This is a genomic window from Aliiglaciecola sp. NS0011-25 (assembly GCF_040370605.1).
In the GTDB taxonomy this organism is placed as follows: domain Bacteria; phylum Pseudomonadota; class Gammaproteobacteria; order Enterobacterales; family Alteromonadaceae; genus Aliiglaciecola; species Aliiglaciecola lipolytica_A.
The window spans coordinates 119,207-133,065 of the sequence record NZ_BAABWR010000014.1 but is presented as its reverse complement, the minus strand read 5'-3'; the positions used below and the strand labels follow the sequence as shown (position 1 = coordinate 133,065).

At 39.7% G+C, this 13,859-nt stretch carries 15 protein-coding genes; 4 read left to right on the top strand and 11 right to left on the bottom strand.

Annotated elements, in window-relative coordinates:
• The first annotated feature begins 38 nt into the window (after positions 1 to 38).
• The gene (pheA, locus tag ABWV72_RS13670; protein WP_342804653.1) at positions 39 to 1,220 is read left to right on the top strand and encodes a prephenate dehydratase; all 1,182 of its coding nucleotides are present in this window, start codon (positions 39 to 41) and stop codon (positions 1,218 to 1,220) included.
• A 75-nt stretch (positions 1,221 to 1,295) separates the two neighbouring features.
• Here pheA and tyrA read toward each other — a convergent pair whose 3' ends face one another.
• A complete protein-coding gene (gene tyrA, locus ABWV72_RS13665) occupies positions 1,296 to 2,441 on the bottom strand; it encodes a bifunctional chorismate mutase/prephenate dehydrogenase (protein WP_216048337.1) in 1,146 nt (381 codons plus the stop codon).
• A gap of 12 nt (positions 2,442 to 2,453) precedes the next feature.
• Complete coding sequence (locus ABWV72_RS13660) at positions 2,454 to 3,545, bottom strand: 3-deoxy-7-phosphoheptulonate synthase (RefSeq protein ID WP_216048336.1); 1,092 nt, start codon at positions 3,543 to 3,545, stop codon at positions 2,454 to 2,456.
• Positions 3,546 to 4,216: 671 nt separating this feature from the next.
• On the opposite strand from ABWV72_RS13660, the gene ABWV72_RS13655 reads away from it, so the two are divergent.
• The 3 genes from ABWV72_RS13655 (at position 4,217) to ABWV72_RS13645 (ending at position 7,543) form a co-directional block, all read left to right on the top strand.
• Complete coding sequence (locus tag ABWV72_RS13655; protein WP_353371159.1) at positions 4,217 to 5,752, top strand: putative bifunctional diguanylate cyclase/phosphodiesterase; 1,536 nt, start codon at positions 4,217 to 4,219, stop codon at positions 5,750 to 5,752.
• Between the two features lie 214 nt (positions 5,753 to 5,966).
• The gene (locus tag ABWV72_RS13650; RefSeq protein WP_353371192.1) at positions 5,967 to 7,127 is read left to right on the top strand and encodes a hypothetical protein; all 1,161 of its coding nucleotides are present in this window, start codon (positions 5,967 to 5,969) and stop codon (positions 7,125 to 7,127) included.
• Positions 7,127 to 7,543 (top strand): hypothetical protein, encoded by a 417-nt coding sequence (locus tag ABWV72_RS13645; RefSeq protein WP_353371157.1) that lies wholly within the window; start codon positions 7,127 to 7,129, stop codon positions 7,541 to 7,543. The genes ABWV72_RS13650 and ABWV72_RS13645 overlap by 1 nt, the downstream gene beginning before the upstream one ends.
• A gap of 35 nt (positions 7,544 to 7,578) precedes the next feature.
• Here the strand turns inward: ABWV72_RS13645 and ABWV72_RS13640 are convergent, their stop codons facing one another.
• The 9 genes from ABWV72_RS13640 to rpsP form a co-directional block, all read right to left on the bottom strand.
• Positions 7,579 to 8,160 (bottom strand): DNA-J related domain-containing protein, encoded by a 582-nt coding sequence (locus tag ABWV72_RS13640; RefSeq protein WP_353371155.1) that lies wholly within the window; start codon positions 8,158 to 8,160, stop codon positions 7,579 to 7,581.
• A 123-nt stretch (positions 8,161 to 8,283) separates the two neighbouring features.
• Positions 8,284 to 9,024, bottom strand: coding sequence for an enoyl-CoA hydratase-related protein (locus tag ABWV72_RS13635; protein WP_353371153.1), 741 nt, complete (start codon positions 9,022 to 9,024; stop codon positions 8,284 to 8,286).
• A gap of 40 nt (positions 9,025 to 9,064) precedes the next feature.
• Entirely contained in the window at positions 9,065 to 9,637 is a 573-nt protein-coding gene (locus ABWV72_RS13630; protein WP_303499112.1) for a sugar O-acetyltransferase, read from the bottom strand.
• 121 nt (positions 9,638 to 9,758) lie between these two features.
• The gene (locus ABWV72_RS13625; RefSeq protein ID WP_303499110.1) at positions 9,759 to 10,565 is read right to left on the bottom strand and encodes a Rossmann-like fold-containing protein; all 807 of its coding nucleotides are present in this window, start codon (positions 10,563 to 10,565) and stop codon (positions 9,759 to 9,761) included.
• A gap of 137 nt (positions 10,566 to 10,702) precedes the next feature.
• Complete coding sequence (locus tag ABWV72_RS13620; RefSeq protein WP_303499108.1) at positions 10,703 to 11,329, bottom strand: YiaD family glycine zipper/OmpA-like lipoprotein; 627 nt, start codon at positions 11,327 to 11,329, stop codon at positions 10,703 to 10,705.
• Between the two features lie 350 nt (positions 11,330 to 11,679).
• Positions 11,680 to 12,039, bottom strand: a complete 360-nt coding sequence (gene rplS, locus ABWV72_RS13615) for a 50S ribosomal protein L19 (RefSeq protein WP_216048581.1) — start codon at positions 12,037 to 12,039, stop codon at positions 11,680 to 11,682.
• A gap of 19 nt (positions 12,040 to 12,058) precedes the next feature.
• Complete coding sequence (trmD, locus tag ABWV72_RS13610; RefSeq protein WP_502902146.1) at positions 12,059 to 12,844, bottom strand: tRNA (guanosine(37)-N1)-methyltransferase TrmD; 786 nt, start codon at positions 12,842 to 12,844, stop codon at positions 12,059 to 12,061.
• Between the two features lie 12 nt (positions 12,845 to 12,856).
• The gene (gene rimM, locus ABWV72_RS13605; protein WP_216048328.1) at positions 12,857 to 13,381 is read right to left on the bottom strand and encodes a ribosome maturation factor RimM; all 525 of its coding nucleotides are present in this window, start codon (positions 13,379 to 13,381) and stop codon (positions 12,857 to 12,859) included.
• 23 nt (positions 13,382 to 13,404) lie between these two features.
• A complete protein-coding gene (rpsP, locus tag ABWV72_RS13600) occupies positions 13,405 to 13,656 on the bottom strand; it encodes a 30S ribosomal protein S16 (protein ID WP_353371150.1) in 252 nt (83 codons plus the stop codon).
• Positions 13,657 to 13,859: the final 203 nt, after the last annotated feature.

Below are 13,859 nucleotides of genomic sequence, written 5' to 3'. Positions count from 1 at the left end.
GGAGGCTTTGCATTTATAGTTTAAATAAAGTGAATTTTATGTCGACCTCAGAACTACAAAAATTACGAGAACAAATTACCGCTCTTGACTCCGAGTTACTAGAGATGTTGGCAAAACGTCAACAATATACCAACAGTGTTGCGGAAACAAAAATTCGCAATCAAATTCCGGTTAGAGATCATGTACGAGAAGAGGAGCTTTTGATCAGGTTGATCAAAAAAGGACAAGAGTATGGCCTAGATCCACATTACGTCACGCAAATATTCCACGTAGTGATTGAAGACTCAGTACTCAACCAACAGGCACTGTTAGCGGAACGAGCCAATCCAGGTAGTCGTCTGCCATTGAGCCGTGTTGCATTTTTAGGTGATAAAGGGTCGTACAGTTATTTAGCGACACAAAAATACTTTTCTAGAAGAGCTGGCGAATTGTTAGAAATTGGCTGTTCTAGTTTTGCAGAAATTGTCGAAAAAGTGGAATCTAATCAAGCTGACTATGCGGTACTACCTATCGAAAACACAACATCGGGCAGTATCAACGAAGTTTACGATTTACTGCAGCATACTAGCTTGTCAATTGTTGGTGAGCTAACTCATCCGATAAATCATTCATTGTTAGCATCAACAGATACGGATATTAGCAAAATAAAAACACTGTATGCCCACCCTCAAGTCTTTGCTCAGTGCAGTTATTTTTTAGCAGAATTAGGGAATGTAGAAGTTAAACCCTGTGCCAGTACCTCGGCAGCAATGTTAATGGTAAATCAACTTAATAGTGAATCTGTGGCAGCAATTGGCAGTGAGGCGGGAGGTAAGCTTTACGGCTTAGCTGCAATAAAGTCGAATCTGGCTAATCAAAAAGAAAATCATAGCCGCTTTATTGTTGTCGCTAGAAATGCAGTGAAAGTACCATTACAAGTGCCTGCTAAAACGACGTTAGTTATGTCAACAGTGCAAAAACCAGGGGCCCTAGTTGATGCTTTATTGATTATTAAAAATAATCAAATCAATATGACCAAATTAGAATCTCGACCAATCACGGGCAACCCATGGGAAGAGATGTTTTATATTGATGTAGAAGGTAATGTACAAGATGGGCCGATGCAAAAAACCCTAGAAGAATTAGCAGCAACGACCCGATACTTTAAGGTGCTTGGCTGTTACCCTAATGAAGAAATAAATGCGACTAAAGTCGCCGCAGTAAACGCCTTAACGGCTTAGCACTGCTAGGCATAAAAAATGCCCCTAATAGGGGCATTTTTTTGTTAACGCAAAAACTGTAACATCTACCTAATGTTAGGAATTAACATCCATAACTCTGTCATCGTCGGCCTTCAATAATAGCTTTTTACTGCTAACCAAACATTGCTTGGCGTAAGGTCCAAACCAATGTCCGATACTAAAGAATTGTTTAACAAATTCACCTTTGTCACCTTCTTCTAATAGTTTTAAAGCATCATCGAAACGATCACGGAAACGTTTAAGCAAACCTATACTTTCAGCATTGGTGAAAATGATATCTGCGTATAACTCGGGATCTTGCGCGAATAATCGGCCAACCATTGCCAACTCTAGGCGGTAAATAGGCGAACTAAAGGCAACTAACTGATTCAGATCAGGATCTTCACCGGCTAAGTGAGCGCCATACACAAAACTACTGAAATGGCGCATTACCTGAATAAATGCCATGGCATCATCGTGCTCTTTTGCCGTGCTTTCATGCACGATAGCACCCCAGATTTTGATTTGTTCAACCAACCATTGATATGTTTCAGGTTGTCTTCCATCGCACACCACAACCACTTGTTTTACCAAGCTTTGTACATCTGGACCAAACATAGGGTGTAAGCCAACAACAGGCCCTTTGTGGCAGGCCATCATAGCTTTGAGCGGGTTAAGCTTAGTACTAGTCACATCGGCTAAAATACAATTTTCCGGCAATAATGGACCTAGTTTTTGAATAATAGATTCAGTTATTTTGATAGGCACTGCTACCAACACTAACTCACTGTTAGCGAGTATATCTGCAGCATTTGGCCAATCGCTTTGTTCTAGCACGGTCACTGCATAGCCACTTCGGGTAAACATATCCACAAAAATACGTCCCAAAGCCCCTGCTCCACCGACTACCACAATTTTTTTAATTTCAGGGGCTTTACACAGATATTGGTTATTCTGAGTTTGGTATGACTCTCGCATTATTCTGCGTAGCAAATCTTCGATTAAATTTGGCGGAACGCCTTTGTCTTGTGCTTCGTCTCGGCGTTTTGCAATCAGTTCAGCTTCCCGCGTAGGAACATAAATAGGCATACCAGTGCGACTCTTAAACTCGCCAACTTGAGTGGTCAAACTGGCTCGTTGAGCCAGTATATCGACCAATTGGCTATCTAATTTGTCAATTTTGACGCGTAATTCATCAAGCGAAATGGGTTTGTCTGGCATGCTAGTTTTACCTTAAGCAGAATCTTTAAATTTATTTAATCTCATTGGCAATACCGTAATGAGTTTTTCTCTAGACCGATTAATCAAATCTTCAGTATCTTCCCAACCGATGCAACCATCAGTTATGGAGATGCCGTATTCTAGCTCACCCGGTAGCTTGCCGTCACTTTTTTGATTGCCAGCACGTAAATGACTTTCCAACATGATACCAATAATTGATTGATTGCCTTCCAAAATCTGGTTAACCACATTTTGCGCTACCAACGGCTGACGACGATAATCTTTACTTGAATTAGCATGACTACAATCAACAACTAGACCAGCGTGTAAATTGGACTTTTTCAATTCGATTTCACATTCGGATACACACACAGAGTCGTAATTAGGCTGCTTACCACCGCGCAATATAATGTGACCATCAGGGTTACCCTGGGTTTTAATTACACTGACTTGTCCTTGCTTATTGATGCCCATAAAACTATGACCTGAAGCAGCAGATTGCAGCGCATTAATCGCGATTCCTAAACTACCGTCAGTACCATTTTTAAAGCCAACCGGCATAGACAAGCCACTGGCCATTTCTCTGTGAGTTTGAGATTCAGATGTTCTCGCCCCAATTGCCGACCAACTAAATAACTCAGCTAAGTATTGTGGGCTAATGGGATCTAATGCTTCAGTGGCAAGTGGAATTTCCAAATCAGCCAACCAAATCAGCAGTTCACGGGCTTTGCGCAAACCGGCTTCGATATTAAATGTGCCGTCTAGTGCCGGATCATTAATCATGCCTTTCCAACCAACCGTAGTTCTAGGCTTTTCAAAATAAACACGCATCACAATAAATAGTGTGTCTTTGCATGACTCATGCAGTTCTTTGAGCTTGAGTGCATACTCTTTAGCGGATTCAATGTCATGAATTGAACAGGGACCGGAAATAACTAAAAGGCGATGATCTTTACGATGAATGATGTCGCTGATAATCGCTCGGGAATCTTCGATTGCTTTAAGGGCCTTGGCGCTCACTGGAAGCTGTTGAGCTAACTGCTCAGGTGTCACTAGCACGTCTTCGGCGCTAACGTGTACATTATTTACTAAATCTTTATACATAACTATCTTTGATTACCTACATCTAAAAACGCAAAAACTTAACCAGAAAACCCATGTAAACTTTTCAATACAGCAATATTTACATCAATTTTCAAAACAGGCTTGACTTTTTACCAGCCTTTATACGGTAGTGCAACCAGAATTTACTAAAACCAGTGATTTCGGTTGATTGCTGTGCGAATACGCTAAAAAAGGGAGTTAATAGGCACTTAATTGGATTTTAAAATAATACAAAAATTTACGGTTTACAGGATCAAAACTAGGGCTTAAGTAATTTACAGCAAATAAACACAAGGTAGTAATTTTACCCACTTTGTGAAGATTAAATCCACTTCAAGTCTCGATCTTTGAGGTCTGATCGTTTACCTTTAATAATGAAACCTATTGATTCGTTTCAGGTGAAGATTTTTCACAGCAAATAAAAAGGACTTTTAAATGGCAAATTCAATTTCGCTAATAATTCAGCTTCCATTAACAGGGTTTTGTGGAAGGCCAACGTGTTAATCAATTCGCTACTGTTCGTTAGTTTAGGCGTAGTAGCAGTTGTAATTTTGGCGAAGATATTATTACCTTGGATACGTAAAGCTAAACTGAACAAGGGCCTCGCTTTATATCCGCTACACTCCTCAAATTTATTTATTATTCTGGATAAAAACAACCAAGTTGTTTTTATGAACACCACTGCAACGGGATTTATAAAAGAACTAGGGTATCCAGGCAATGATCCTAAGTCGCTGCTACCGAAGAACTTAGTTGATTATCAAAACAGCGCCTTAGCAGACGAAAAACAACAACACTTTGAATTCAAAATTAATCAACATACATTTGACTGCGAATTATTGTGGCATGCTAATGCAAAGCAATGGAATATTAATATGGTTAATATTTCTAGTCGTAAACTTGAGGAACAAAAACGTGATTCACAAGCCCAAATTAACCCCGATACAGGCTTGGATAACCATTATGTTTTTAAACAAGTTATTGAGCAAATGGTGGATCAAAGATTAACTTTTACCGTGGGTCAAATAGAGATTCGCTCATACTCCAAGTTGTTGGCTGACAACGATTTTGAAACCAGCCGCAAAGTAATGAAAGAACTTTCTGATTTACTCCAAGGCACCTGTGTAGAAAAACATCAAAATGTGCGTTTATTCCAATTAACTGAAAAGAGTTTTGGGCTAGTTTTTCAAAAAAGTAACTGCCACGCAACAGTCAAACAAATAGTTGCAACGATAAATAATCAGGTAAAAAACCAGCTATTTTCAGGACAGCATTCTGTCAAACTTGATTATGGTTTTACTAGTTTTCCATCAGATGGAAAAAGCGCAGACGAAATTATCCGCAATACTCGTATTGCACTAGAAAACTCTGCAAGTCAGGAATTTACCGATTATATGATGTTCAGTAATGAGCTAGGTAAATCAGTAGAGCGACAAAACAGCCTTCAAGATGCGATGCGTTCAGCCATAGTAGACAATCATTTCCTGTTGTTTTTTCAACCCCAATATTCTCTAAAAGAAAAAAGAATCATTGGGGCAGAGGTATTAATTCGATGGCAATTAAATGAACAATGGATTTCGCCCTCTGAATTTATTCCCTTAGCTGAACATTCCGGTTTGATTTTACCTTTAGGTGATTGGATTCTGACGAGTGTGTGTCAAAAAGCCCAACACATAGTCGCAATGGGATTTGAAGATATTGTTATTGCGGTGAATATATCACCCAAACAATTTTCCGCACCAAACTTTGTAAAAATGGTTAAACGCGCATTGTTAAGCAGTGGCTTGGCCGCCAAAAATCTTGAATTGGAGATAACTGAAGGGGTACTGTTTAATAAAGAAGCCGATACCATAAACACGTTAAATCAGCTAAACCAAATGGGCATTAAATTAGCTATCGATGATTTTGGAACCGGTTACTCAAGTTTAAGTTACTTACAGGTTTTCCCCGTAACCAAACTCAAAATAGATCAGTCATTCGTGCGTAATATGCACCTTAATAAAGCAGACAAGTCAATTGTAAGAAGTGTTATAGAGCTTGGCAATGAATTGGGGGTGACACTAATAGCAGAAGGTGTAGAAGAGAGTGAACAAGTTGATCTATTAACCCAGATGGGCTGTGATGAAATACAAGGATATTGGTTAAGTAAACCTTTAGATGAAAGCTACTTTAGCCACTTTTTACACTCTAATAAGTTACTCTCTTAATTTCTTAGAGGAATAGCAAAACTCAAGAAAAAATACTAATTTGTTGCTGTTCAGAGCTCAAATGCCAAATTTTATATTTTTATTAGAATTTAAGTGGTTATGTTTATTGACTCTGGCTTTTAGCAGAGTATTTTATAGGTAACTATATTTCCTATTCAGAATGTTTCTTAACTTGAAAGTCCCAACTGTAAAAATCACACTTTGTATCGTCACCATGTTATTCGGTTTTAGTTCGCCTGCCCTTTCCCAAAGCAATGAAAAACTCCAATTTTCCGGGTTTGCACGAGTAATTTTAGGCTACCTTGATGATGAAAACGCTGAATACGTCGGTTACGACAACAGTGTTAGTTTGGATAAACAATCTTTATTAGGCATTCAAGCCGATTACTTATTAAACGATGAAATATCCATTACAGGACAAGTTGTCGGTTTTACCGATGAGCAGCGTAACTCAGGTTTAGAGTGGCTTTATCTCACCTATGCCCCCAGCAATGCTTTACAAGTCAAACTTGGCAGACAACGCATTCCGTTTTTTAATTATAGTGACAGTTTAGATGTGGGCTTTGCTTATCCTTGGTTGACCTTACCACAACAATTTTATGACACGGCTTTCTTTTCAACTTTCGATGGTCTGCTAGCTAACTATGAATTTACCTTAAAAGACTGGTTAATTAGTTACGAGGGTTACTGGGGGCGATTTGACGACAAAATTTATTTAAATAGCCAAGAAATCAACACCAAGGTAATTGGTCTTTTTGGTGTCAATGCAAGCGTGTATTACAACAATTTTACCGTGCGAGCATCTTTCAACCAGGGGGATGTCAGCATTGAACAATCAGAAGCTAGCGAATTTAGCCAACTGTTGCGCCAGTTGGGATTTAATAACAGTGCGGATTGGTTGAACGCTAGCGGTATTATTCAACTTTATCACTTTAGCGCCAATTATGAGAATGTAGATTATTTTATACGCAGTGAAATATCGAGATTTAACGGAAAAAGTGGCCTAGTGGCTGACATCGATAGTTTTTACATCTCTGTTGGTTATAATTTCTACCCATACACAGCGTACATATCTTACAGTAAAAAGAACTTGCACTTTGATCACCCTGGTAACGAAATCCCTGTTGGTATATCACCGGACTTAGATACACTCGCTGCCACTTACTTAGCGGTTTTAGCAGCCTTTCCTGATGACAAGGCAGAAGGTACTAAAGTTGGAATTCGTTGGGATTATCACGCCAATTTAGCTTTCAAAGCTGAAATGACCTTCGTAGAAGCTAAAGAGAATATTAGCAATGATTATGCAGTGAAAGATTTAGGTGGATTTGATGGCCATGGGCTTTTATACCAACTGGGTATTGAGTGGGTGTTTTAATGAAACTTTACCTCATTCTTATTCTGATCACCTTATTTAGCTGCGTGCACAAGGCTTCAGCAAAAGAAATTATTGTTGTCGCCAATACCTCAGATAAATCCATTCAACTTAATCGTCAGCAAATTAGAAATCTATTTATGGGAGGCGCGATTCCCTATGATTTGCACGCCATTGCCCTTTCTCCAGACAATGAGACGCGACTTATATTTAATACAAAAGTGATCGGCCTTACGGAGTCCCGAATTCAGTCTTATTGGGCACAGATGCGCTTTACTGGTCGCAAAAAAGAACCTAAAGAAGTTGGTTCCGAAGCCGAACTTGTAGAATATCTAAAAAATAACGAAGGGGCTTTGGGCTATTTCGGAACTGATGTTGATATTCCTAGCGAGTTGACGGTAATTCTAACAATCAATTAAACAAAATTGCAGTACAGCTTATTTATGTCTTAAGGTTATTTAAGTAGGTTGTATGCCCACTCTATTTTTTTACATGTTTCCACATCCCCGCCTTTATCGGGATGATGTTGATGGAGCATTTTTCGATAGTTAAATTTTAGCTTAGTAAGATCATAATTAGCCTCCAGCCCTAATAATGTTAATGCCGTATGTTTATCTTTGGGATTAACATGCGCAGAGCTAACCTTCATCTGCGTCCAAAATGATGCCAACATTTCTTGCACGTCATTTTCTGACGTCAAATCGAAGTTTTGCCAATCCAAATAATAGTCTTTTAGGGAATCAGAATTGTCAATCGATAAGCTAGTATTGTTCAATGGGGATAGCACTATTGTACTTACATTGATTCGCAACATTCCATGCCCTTGTCTTAACCAGCGCTCTTGCAACAAGTATAAGTGATGGAACAATATAAAATGACAACGAAAGAGCGTTAGAGGCTCCCTGAGAGCCTTTTTGTCAAATATTGAATAAGGAGGACGCTGTAGTAAAGTTATAATATCGTACTCGCTAATAGCGCGTTTACGAGCAAGCAATAAATCTTCGAGCGTATCCAGCAGTTCTTGGTTTTGCCACAAAATATTCTTTCACTTGATGATGGAATAAAACACGAATTCTATGCCATTTAACACCACAAAAAATTGATTCTCAACTATATTTAGCCTGCCAACTTTGTGCGCCCCAAAAATGACGATTTGGCCTTATTTCTTTTTAAAATAAGGCGCTACTGCTTGTTTAAATTCATCGGAGCCTAATTGATTAGCGAATTCAATACTTTCTTTAGCCATTTGCGTCTGAATCTCGCTGCGTTGCGGATCACGAATGAGGGCTTTACTTTTCATCACCGACTTAATAGGTAAGCTAGCTATATGCTGACTTAACTCGGCAGCAAGAGTCGCCAAATTATCATCTGTAGTCACTCTAGAAACTAGACCAAAATTCAGTGCTTCAGCGCTACTGAGAGTTCGACCTGCCAGTAAAATGTCATTCGCAACTGCATGGCCAACAATACTTGGCAGCAAAATAGATGATGCTGCTTCAGGCACTAACCCTAACTTGGTAAAAGGGGCTATAAAAGAAGCGGATTCTGAAGCCAAAACAATATCGCAATGCAATAACATGGTTAAACCGATACCTATGGCTTGTCCATTTACTGCAGCGATCAATGGTTTATTCATCTTCGCTAGGCCGCGCAAAAACAACTGTACTGGTGTGGCATCAGTCATTTCCATCTGCAAAAAGTCTTTTAAATCGTTTCCTGCAGTAAAAGTGTTACCTTCAGCACTTATCAAAACACAATGAATCTCATCATCGGTTAAGCTTCTTTCTAACCCTTTTGCCAACTCAGCATACATTTGCTGATTGATAGCATTTTTTTGCGCTGGGCGATTAAAGGTCATGGTTAAAACATTATTTTCGAGTGTTGTGATGATTTCTTGCATTTAGCTCTCTCTCGCTGTTTAGTAACGAATTTTTAGTTAATTAATCGCGTTGATTGTTTTTATTATCAATAACTGTAGCCGGCACGCCAGCCACAGTGGTATTTTCTGCAACATCTTTAGTTACAACTGCGCCGGCGCCAATAATGGCATTTTCGCCGATGTTTACTCCAGGCAAAATTTTAGCGCCCATGCCTATCCACACTCCGTTACCAATGGTAATAGGGCTGGCTGTTTCCATTCCTTTTTTGCGCTTTTGCGGATCTTTAGGATGAGTAGCGGTAGAAATTAATACGCTAGGAGCAAGTAAAACATCGTCGCCAATAGTCACAGGGGCCGCATCTAAAATGACGACATTATGATTGGCATAGAAATTCTTACCAATATGGATATTGTAGCCATAATCACAATAAAATTGCGGCTCTATCCAAAAGTTATGACAGCTTCCAAATAACGCTTTGAGCAACTTCATTCCCTGTTTATAGTCTTTTGGTTCTAGTTGATTGAACAAATGACATTGGGTTTTAGCGTGCATCCGCTCAGCGTGCATTTCTTTGTTACTGGGGAAATATTCCAACCCGGCTAACATTTTCTGTTTTTCGCTCAAATCATTCATTACGCACGACTTCCTCTATACTGATAAGCACTCTATATGATGGCACCCATTTTTTCGAATCATTGGCAATGATAACTAAGCATAAACCACCCACCCTATTCGCTTACACGGCTTTTCAAATCTAACCTTGTGTTTGCTCTTTGTGATTAAGATATGATTGCCAAAGCTGTTCATAACCAGCTAAACGAAGGTGGAATGAAGATGAACAATGCTCTTGCCAATCTTTATCAGCAGAAAATGGCCCTTTACCGCATAAAGAACAACAATTCGCTTGATGTTTTGAACTTGGGGTTAAATTAAGTTCAGAGTAATCAATGTTTTTACTTCCCCAAACATAGGTTTTGCTAGCGGTAGACTTGAGGATTTTATCGCGATCGACATTGCGTAGTTGATAGCGGGGAAAATCAGTTGGCTGAAATGTCATGTACCCTAAAAAATTGATTTGTTCCGGCACTGGGTTTAAGTTTTCAATATTCCAATGGGAATACGGCTTTACATCTTTGGAAGTGATGTAAGCTAACTGCCTTCCTTTTGGATCAAGAAAGTAATCAAAACTATGTTGTAAAAAGCGCCAGATAAGTAATCTATTTAAGGTGTTTTTATGTAACTTTCCCTTGGTATCGAATTCGGCTTTATTAGAAAAAGCGGGGATTAACGGAAATTGAAATATAATCAGGTCGAAAGCGTGATGTAGACTGCTCGAAAAACTACTCTGGTTACAGATATCCAACTCATGCAAAACCTTCACACCATGAGCGTGTAAATTAGCTAATTGGTTTTTACTATATTTGCTGGTTAAAGTGTCCTTGTCGTCTAAAACAGACGCTGTCACATTTTTAATCGCTAAATCTTTGAAAATAGACCAGGAAAAAGACAAATCACCATCACCAACGGTCAGTACTCTCCAATCTTTATCTAAATACATCATTTTTGTGGTAATCGTTTCATTGGTATAAGTCTGCGTGAGTTTATTGCAAATACAAAAACGGTTTCAAAAGAAACCGTTTAAAAGATTTATACAGACAGATAAAAGCATAAATCTACACGCTTATGGAGGTACCGCTATTATTGCACAGGTATAATCCGTAATTCCACTCGACGATTTTGTTGGCGACCGCTTGCCGTGTCGTTGGTGGCTATGGGTTGAGACTCGCCAAAACCTAAGGTTTGCAAACGACTGGTAGCTACGCCATTTGATTCTAAGTATGCTGCGACACTATTGGCTCTTTGGATCGATAATTGTTGATTATAAGCGGCATCGCCCACTGAGTCAGTATGCCCCTCAACGCTCAAACGCGTTTTTTCATAGCGATTGATAACTTTAGCGACATCATTCAAGACCGGATAGAAATTGGTAACAATTGACGCTTTGCCTGTTTCAAACGTGATATTACCTGGTATGGCAAGACGTATACTGTCGCCTTCTCGATACACTTCAACCCCACTTTGTGCCAACTCATCACGGAACTCTTCTTCCTGATTATCCATGTAGTTACCAATAGCGCCCCCTGCTAAAGCGCCTAAAGCTGCTCCCCATACGTATCGGCTTTTATCATTGTCGCCAGTACCTTTTCCGGCTAGCGCACCTAGCACAGCCCCTATTCCCGCGCCCTTCTGAGCATTGTTGGCATTAGAAGCACATCCGCTGATAATCAAACTTGAAAGGGTAATTGCTAGAAGTGTTTTTTTCATTCTGGTCTCCGTTAGTGAAAATACTAAATAATTTTTCAACTTTATTGCCAATAACTTGCATATAAATAATCAACTATGAGGTTAAAAAGCAGAATCTATACCAATGTCATTATAAGTTAGCTTCTTTTTTCAAATGTTGACGTAAATCATACAATTAGAATAATAACTTGAAAAAACTGAAGCTTGGCTGAACAAAATCTTTGGCCTGCTTGAGAATCTTTTACACTGTGATTTGAAATTATGAATAAAATGTTAAGGTTGAATAAGTTGCTCCAAGAATAACAAGCAGCCATAAAAAAACCCGCTTTCGCGGGTTTTCACAAGTTAACAATAACGCATTAATTAAAATCTTAGTTAAGCTTTTCTCTGATACGTGCAGATTTACCTGAACGCTCACGAAGATAATAAAGCTTAGCTCGACGTACCGCACCACGACGTTTAACTTCAATAGAAGAAACTGCAGGGCTGTGTGTTTGAAAAACACGTTCAACGCCTTCGCCGTTAGAGATCTTACGTACAGTGAATGCAGAGTGTAGGCCACGGTTACGCTTAGCGATTACAACGCCTTCGTAAGCCTGAAGACGCTCTTTGTCGCCTTCTTTAACTCGTACTTTAACAACAACTGTGTCACCCGGCCCGAAAGACGGAAGATCAGTTTTTAACTGTTCTTGTTCAATTTTCTTGATGATATCTTGACTGATTTTGCTCATCATATCCTCTCATCCTAGATTAACTGTCATCTTGCTGCGAAAACGATTTTTGAAATGCATCCAATAGTCGTTTTTGCTCCTCAGTCAGAGCTAGGTCATTTAACAATTCAGGGCGTCGTAGCCAGGTTCTCCCTAGCGACTGTTGTAACCGCCACTGCCTGATTTTTTGATGATTTCCACTTAATAACACTTCAGGAACATTACGACCATCTAAACTTTCTGGCCGAGTGTAATGAGGACAATCTAATAAACCGTCAGTGAACGAATCTTGTTCTGCTGACTGTTCATGCCCTAACACACCTGGCACAAATCGCGATATCGCATCCATTAGCACCATCGCTGGAAGTTCTCCACCACTAAGCACATAATCACCAATCGACCATTCTTCGTCGACTTGTGACTGTATGACTCGTTCGTCGATACCTTCATAACGACCGGCTACAAATATCAGACTGTCATTTTCAGACAATGCCTTCACGCCGGCTTGGTCTAACTTCTTTCCCTGAGGTGAAAGGTAAATCACCTTAGTTTGTTTACCCGCTGCTTTCTTGGCAGCGTGTATTGCGTCTGTTAATGGCTGAACCATCATTAGCATGCCAGGACCACCGCCGTAAGGACGGTCATCAACAGTTCGATGTTTGTCGTGAGTAAAATCCCTTGGATTAAAGAATTCTACTGCTAACAACCGGTTTTTCACCGCTCGACCTGTCACTCCTTGTTGTGTAAAACTGTTAAACATCTCTGGAAACAGACTTACCACACCAAACCAACGAAGTTCACAAGAGCTCGGCTCTTGATCTATCATTAGTGGGTTCATTTAAAACCCTGGATCCCAATCAACCTTGATTGTTTTCGCCTGCATATCAACCACTTTAATAACCTGCTCCCGCAAGAATGGCAACATGCGTTCTTTTTGACCAAAAGCATCATTTGAATTGGCTTTTACTAACATCACATCGTTAGCACCAGTTTCAAACAGTTCTTTCACTACACCCAAATCATAACCACTTTCAGTTACCACTTGCATGCCGACTAGGTCTCGCCAGTAATAGTCGTCATCGGCCAGTTCAGGTAGCTGTTCAGCTTTAATGAAAATCTCCAGATTTTTGATACTTTCAGCATCATCCCGAGATTCCACCCCAACCAGTTTCGCGACAACGCCTTTATTGTGCGTTCGCCAGAGGTCAACGATATATTCTTTTTTACCATCGCCCAAAAGCCATGGTGAATAATCAAATACACCCTGTGTTTCATCAGTATAGGTAGTGATTTTAACCCAACCTTTCACACCATAAGGTGCACCGATTTTGCCAATCACTATTGTGTCAGACGCTAGACTCATCTATACCTCAATTTCTGTAGTGCTTACGCAACTACGACTTTTGCATCTTTTACCAAGCGAGCTACGCGGTCAGACAAAGTTGCACCATGTCCTACCCAATGCTCAACACGCTCAAGATCTAAACGCAGACGTTCTGCTCGACCTTGTGCAGTTGGGTTGAAAAAGCCAATGTTCTCAATGAACTTGCCGTTACGTGCACGACGACTGTCTGCAACCACTACTTGATAAAATGGACGCTTTTTAGCGCCACCACGCTGTAAACGAATAGTAACCATATAAATGCCTCAAACTCGTAATAGCGTTACTGTTAACTTGTTTGCCCTGCTCTTTAATGTCAAAGACACCGAAAATCAAGGCCGCCGAATTATACTGATATGGCTTAGGAATGCAACTAAGAAAGGCTTAAAAATGCTAATATTTAAACAATTAACCGTGAATATTAAAAACTGTCAGAATAAACATGAAATAAGAGTGATTA

Bases quoted from the DNA above. Each gene is read 5' to 3' on its own strand.
- pheA (WP_342804653.1), top strand. From the start codon at position 39: ATGTCGACCTCAGAACTACAAAAATTACGAGAACAAATTACCGCTCTT.
- tyrA (WP_216048337.1), bottom strand. From the start codon at position 2,441: ATGCCAGACAAACCCATTTCGCTTGATGAATTACGCGTCAAAATTGAC.
- ABWV72_RS13660 (WP_216048336.1), bottom strand. From the start codon at position 3,545: ATGTATAAAGATTTAGTAAATAATGTACACGTTAGCGCCGAAGACGTG.
- ABWV72_RS13655 (WP_353371159.1), top strand. From the start codon at position 4,217: ATGAACACCACTGCAACGGGATTTATAAAAGAACTAGGGTATCCAGGC.
- ABWV72_RS13650 (WP_353371192.1), top strand. From the start codon at position 5,967: ATGTTATTCGGTTTTAGTTCGCCTGCCCTTTCCCAAAGCAATGAAAAA.
- ABWV72_RS13645 (WP_353371157.1), top strand. From the start codon at position 7,127: ATGAAACTTTACCTCATTCTTATTCTGATCACCTTATTTAGCTGCGTG.
- ABWV72_RS13635 (WP_353371153.1), bottom strand. From the start codon at position 9,024: ATGCAAGAAATCATCACAACACTCGAAAATAATGTTTTAACCATGACC.
- ABWV72_RS13630 (WP_303499112.1), bottom strand. From the start codon at position 9,637: ATGAATGATTTGAGCGAAAAACAGAAAATGTTAGCCGGGTTGGAATAT.
- ABWV72_RS13625 (WP_303499110.1), bottom strand. From the start codon at position 10,565: ATGATGTATTTAGATAAAGATTGGAGAGTACTGACCGTTGGTGATGGT.
- ABWV72_RS13620 (WP_303499108.1), bottom strand. From the start codon at position 11,329: ATGAAAAAAACACTTCTAGCAATTACCCTTTCAAGTTTGATTATCAGC.
- rplS (WP_216048581.1), bottom strand. From the start codon at position 12,039: ATGAGCAAAATCAGTCAAGATATCATCAAGAAAATTGAACAAGAACAG.
- trmD (WP_502902146.1), bottom strand. From the start codon at position 12,844: ATGATAGATCAAGAGCCGAGCTCTTGTGAACTTCGTTGGTTTGGTGTG.
- rimM (WP_216048328.1), bottom strand. From the start codon at position 13,381: ATGAGTCTAGCGTCTGACACAATAGTGATTGGCAAAATCGGTGCACCT.
- rpsP (WP_353371150.1), bottom strand. From the start codon at position 13,656: ATGGTTACTATTCGTTTACAGCGTGGTGGCGCTAAAAAGCGTCCATTT.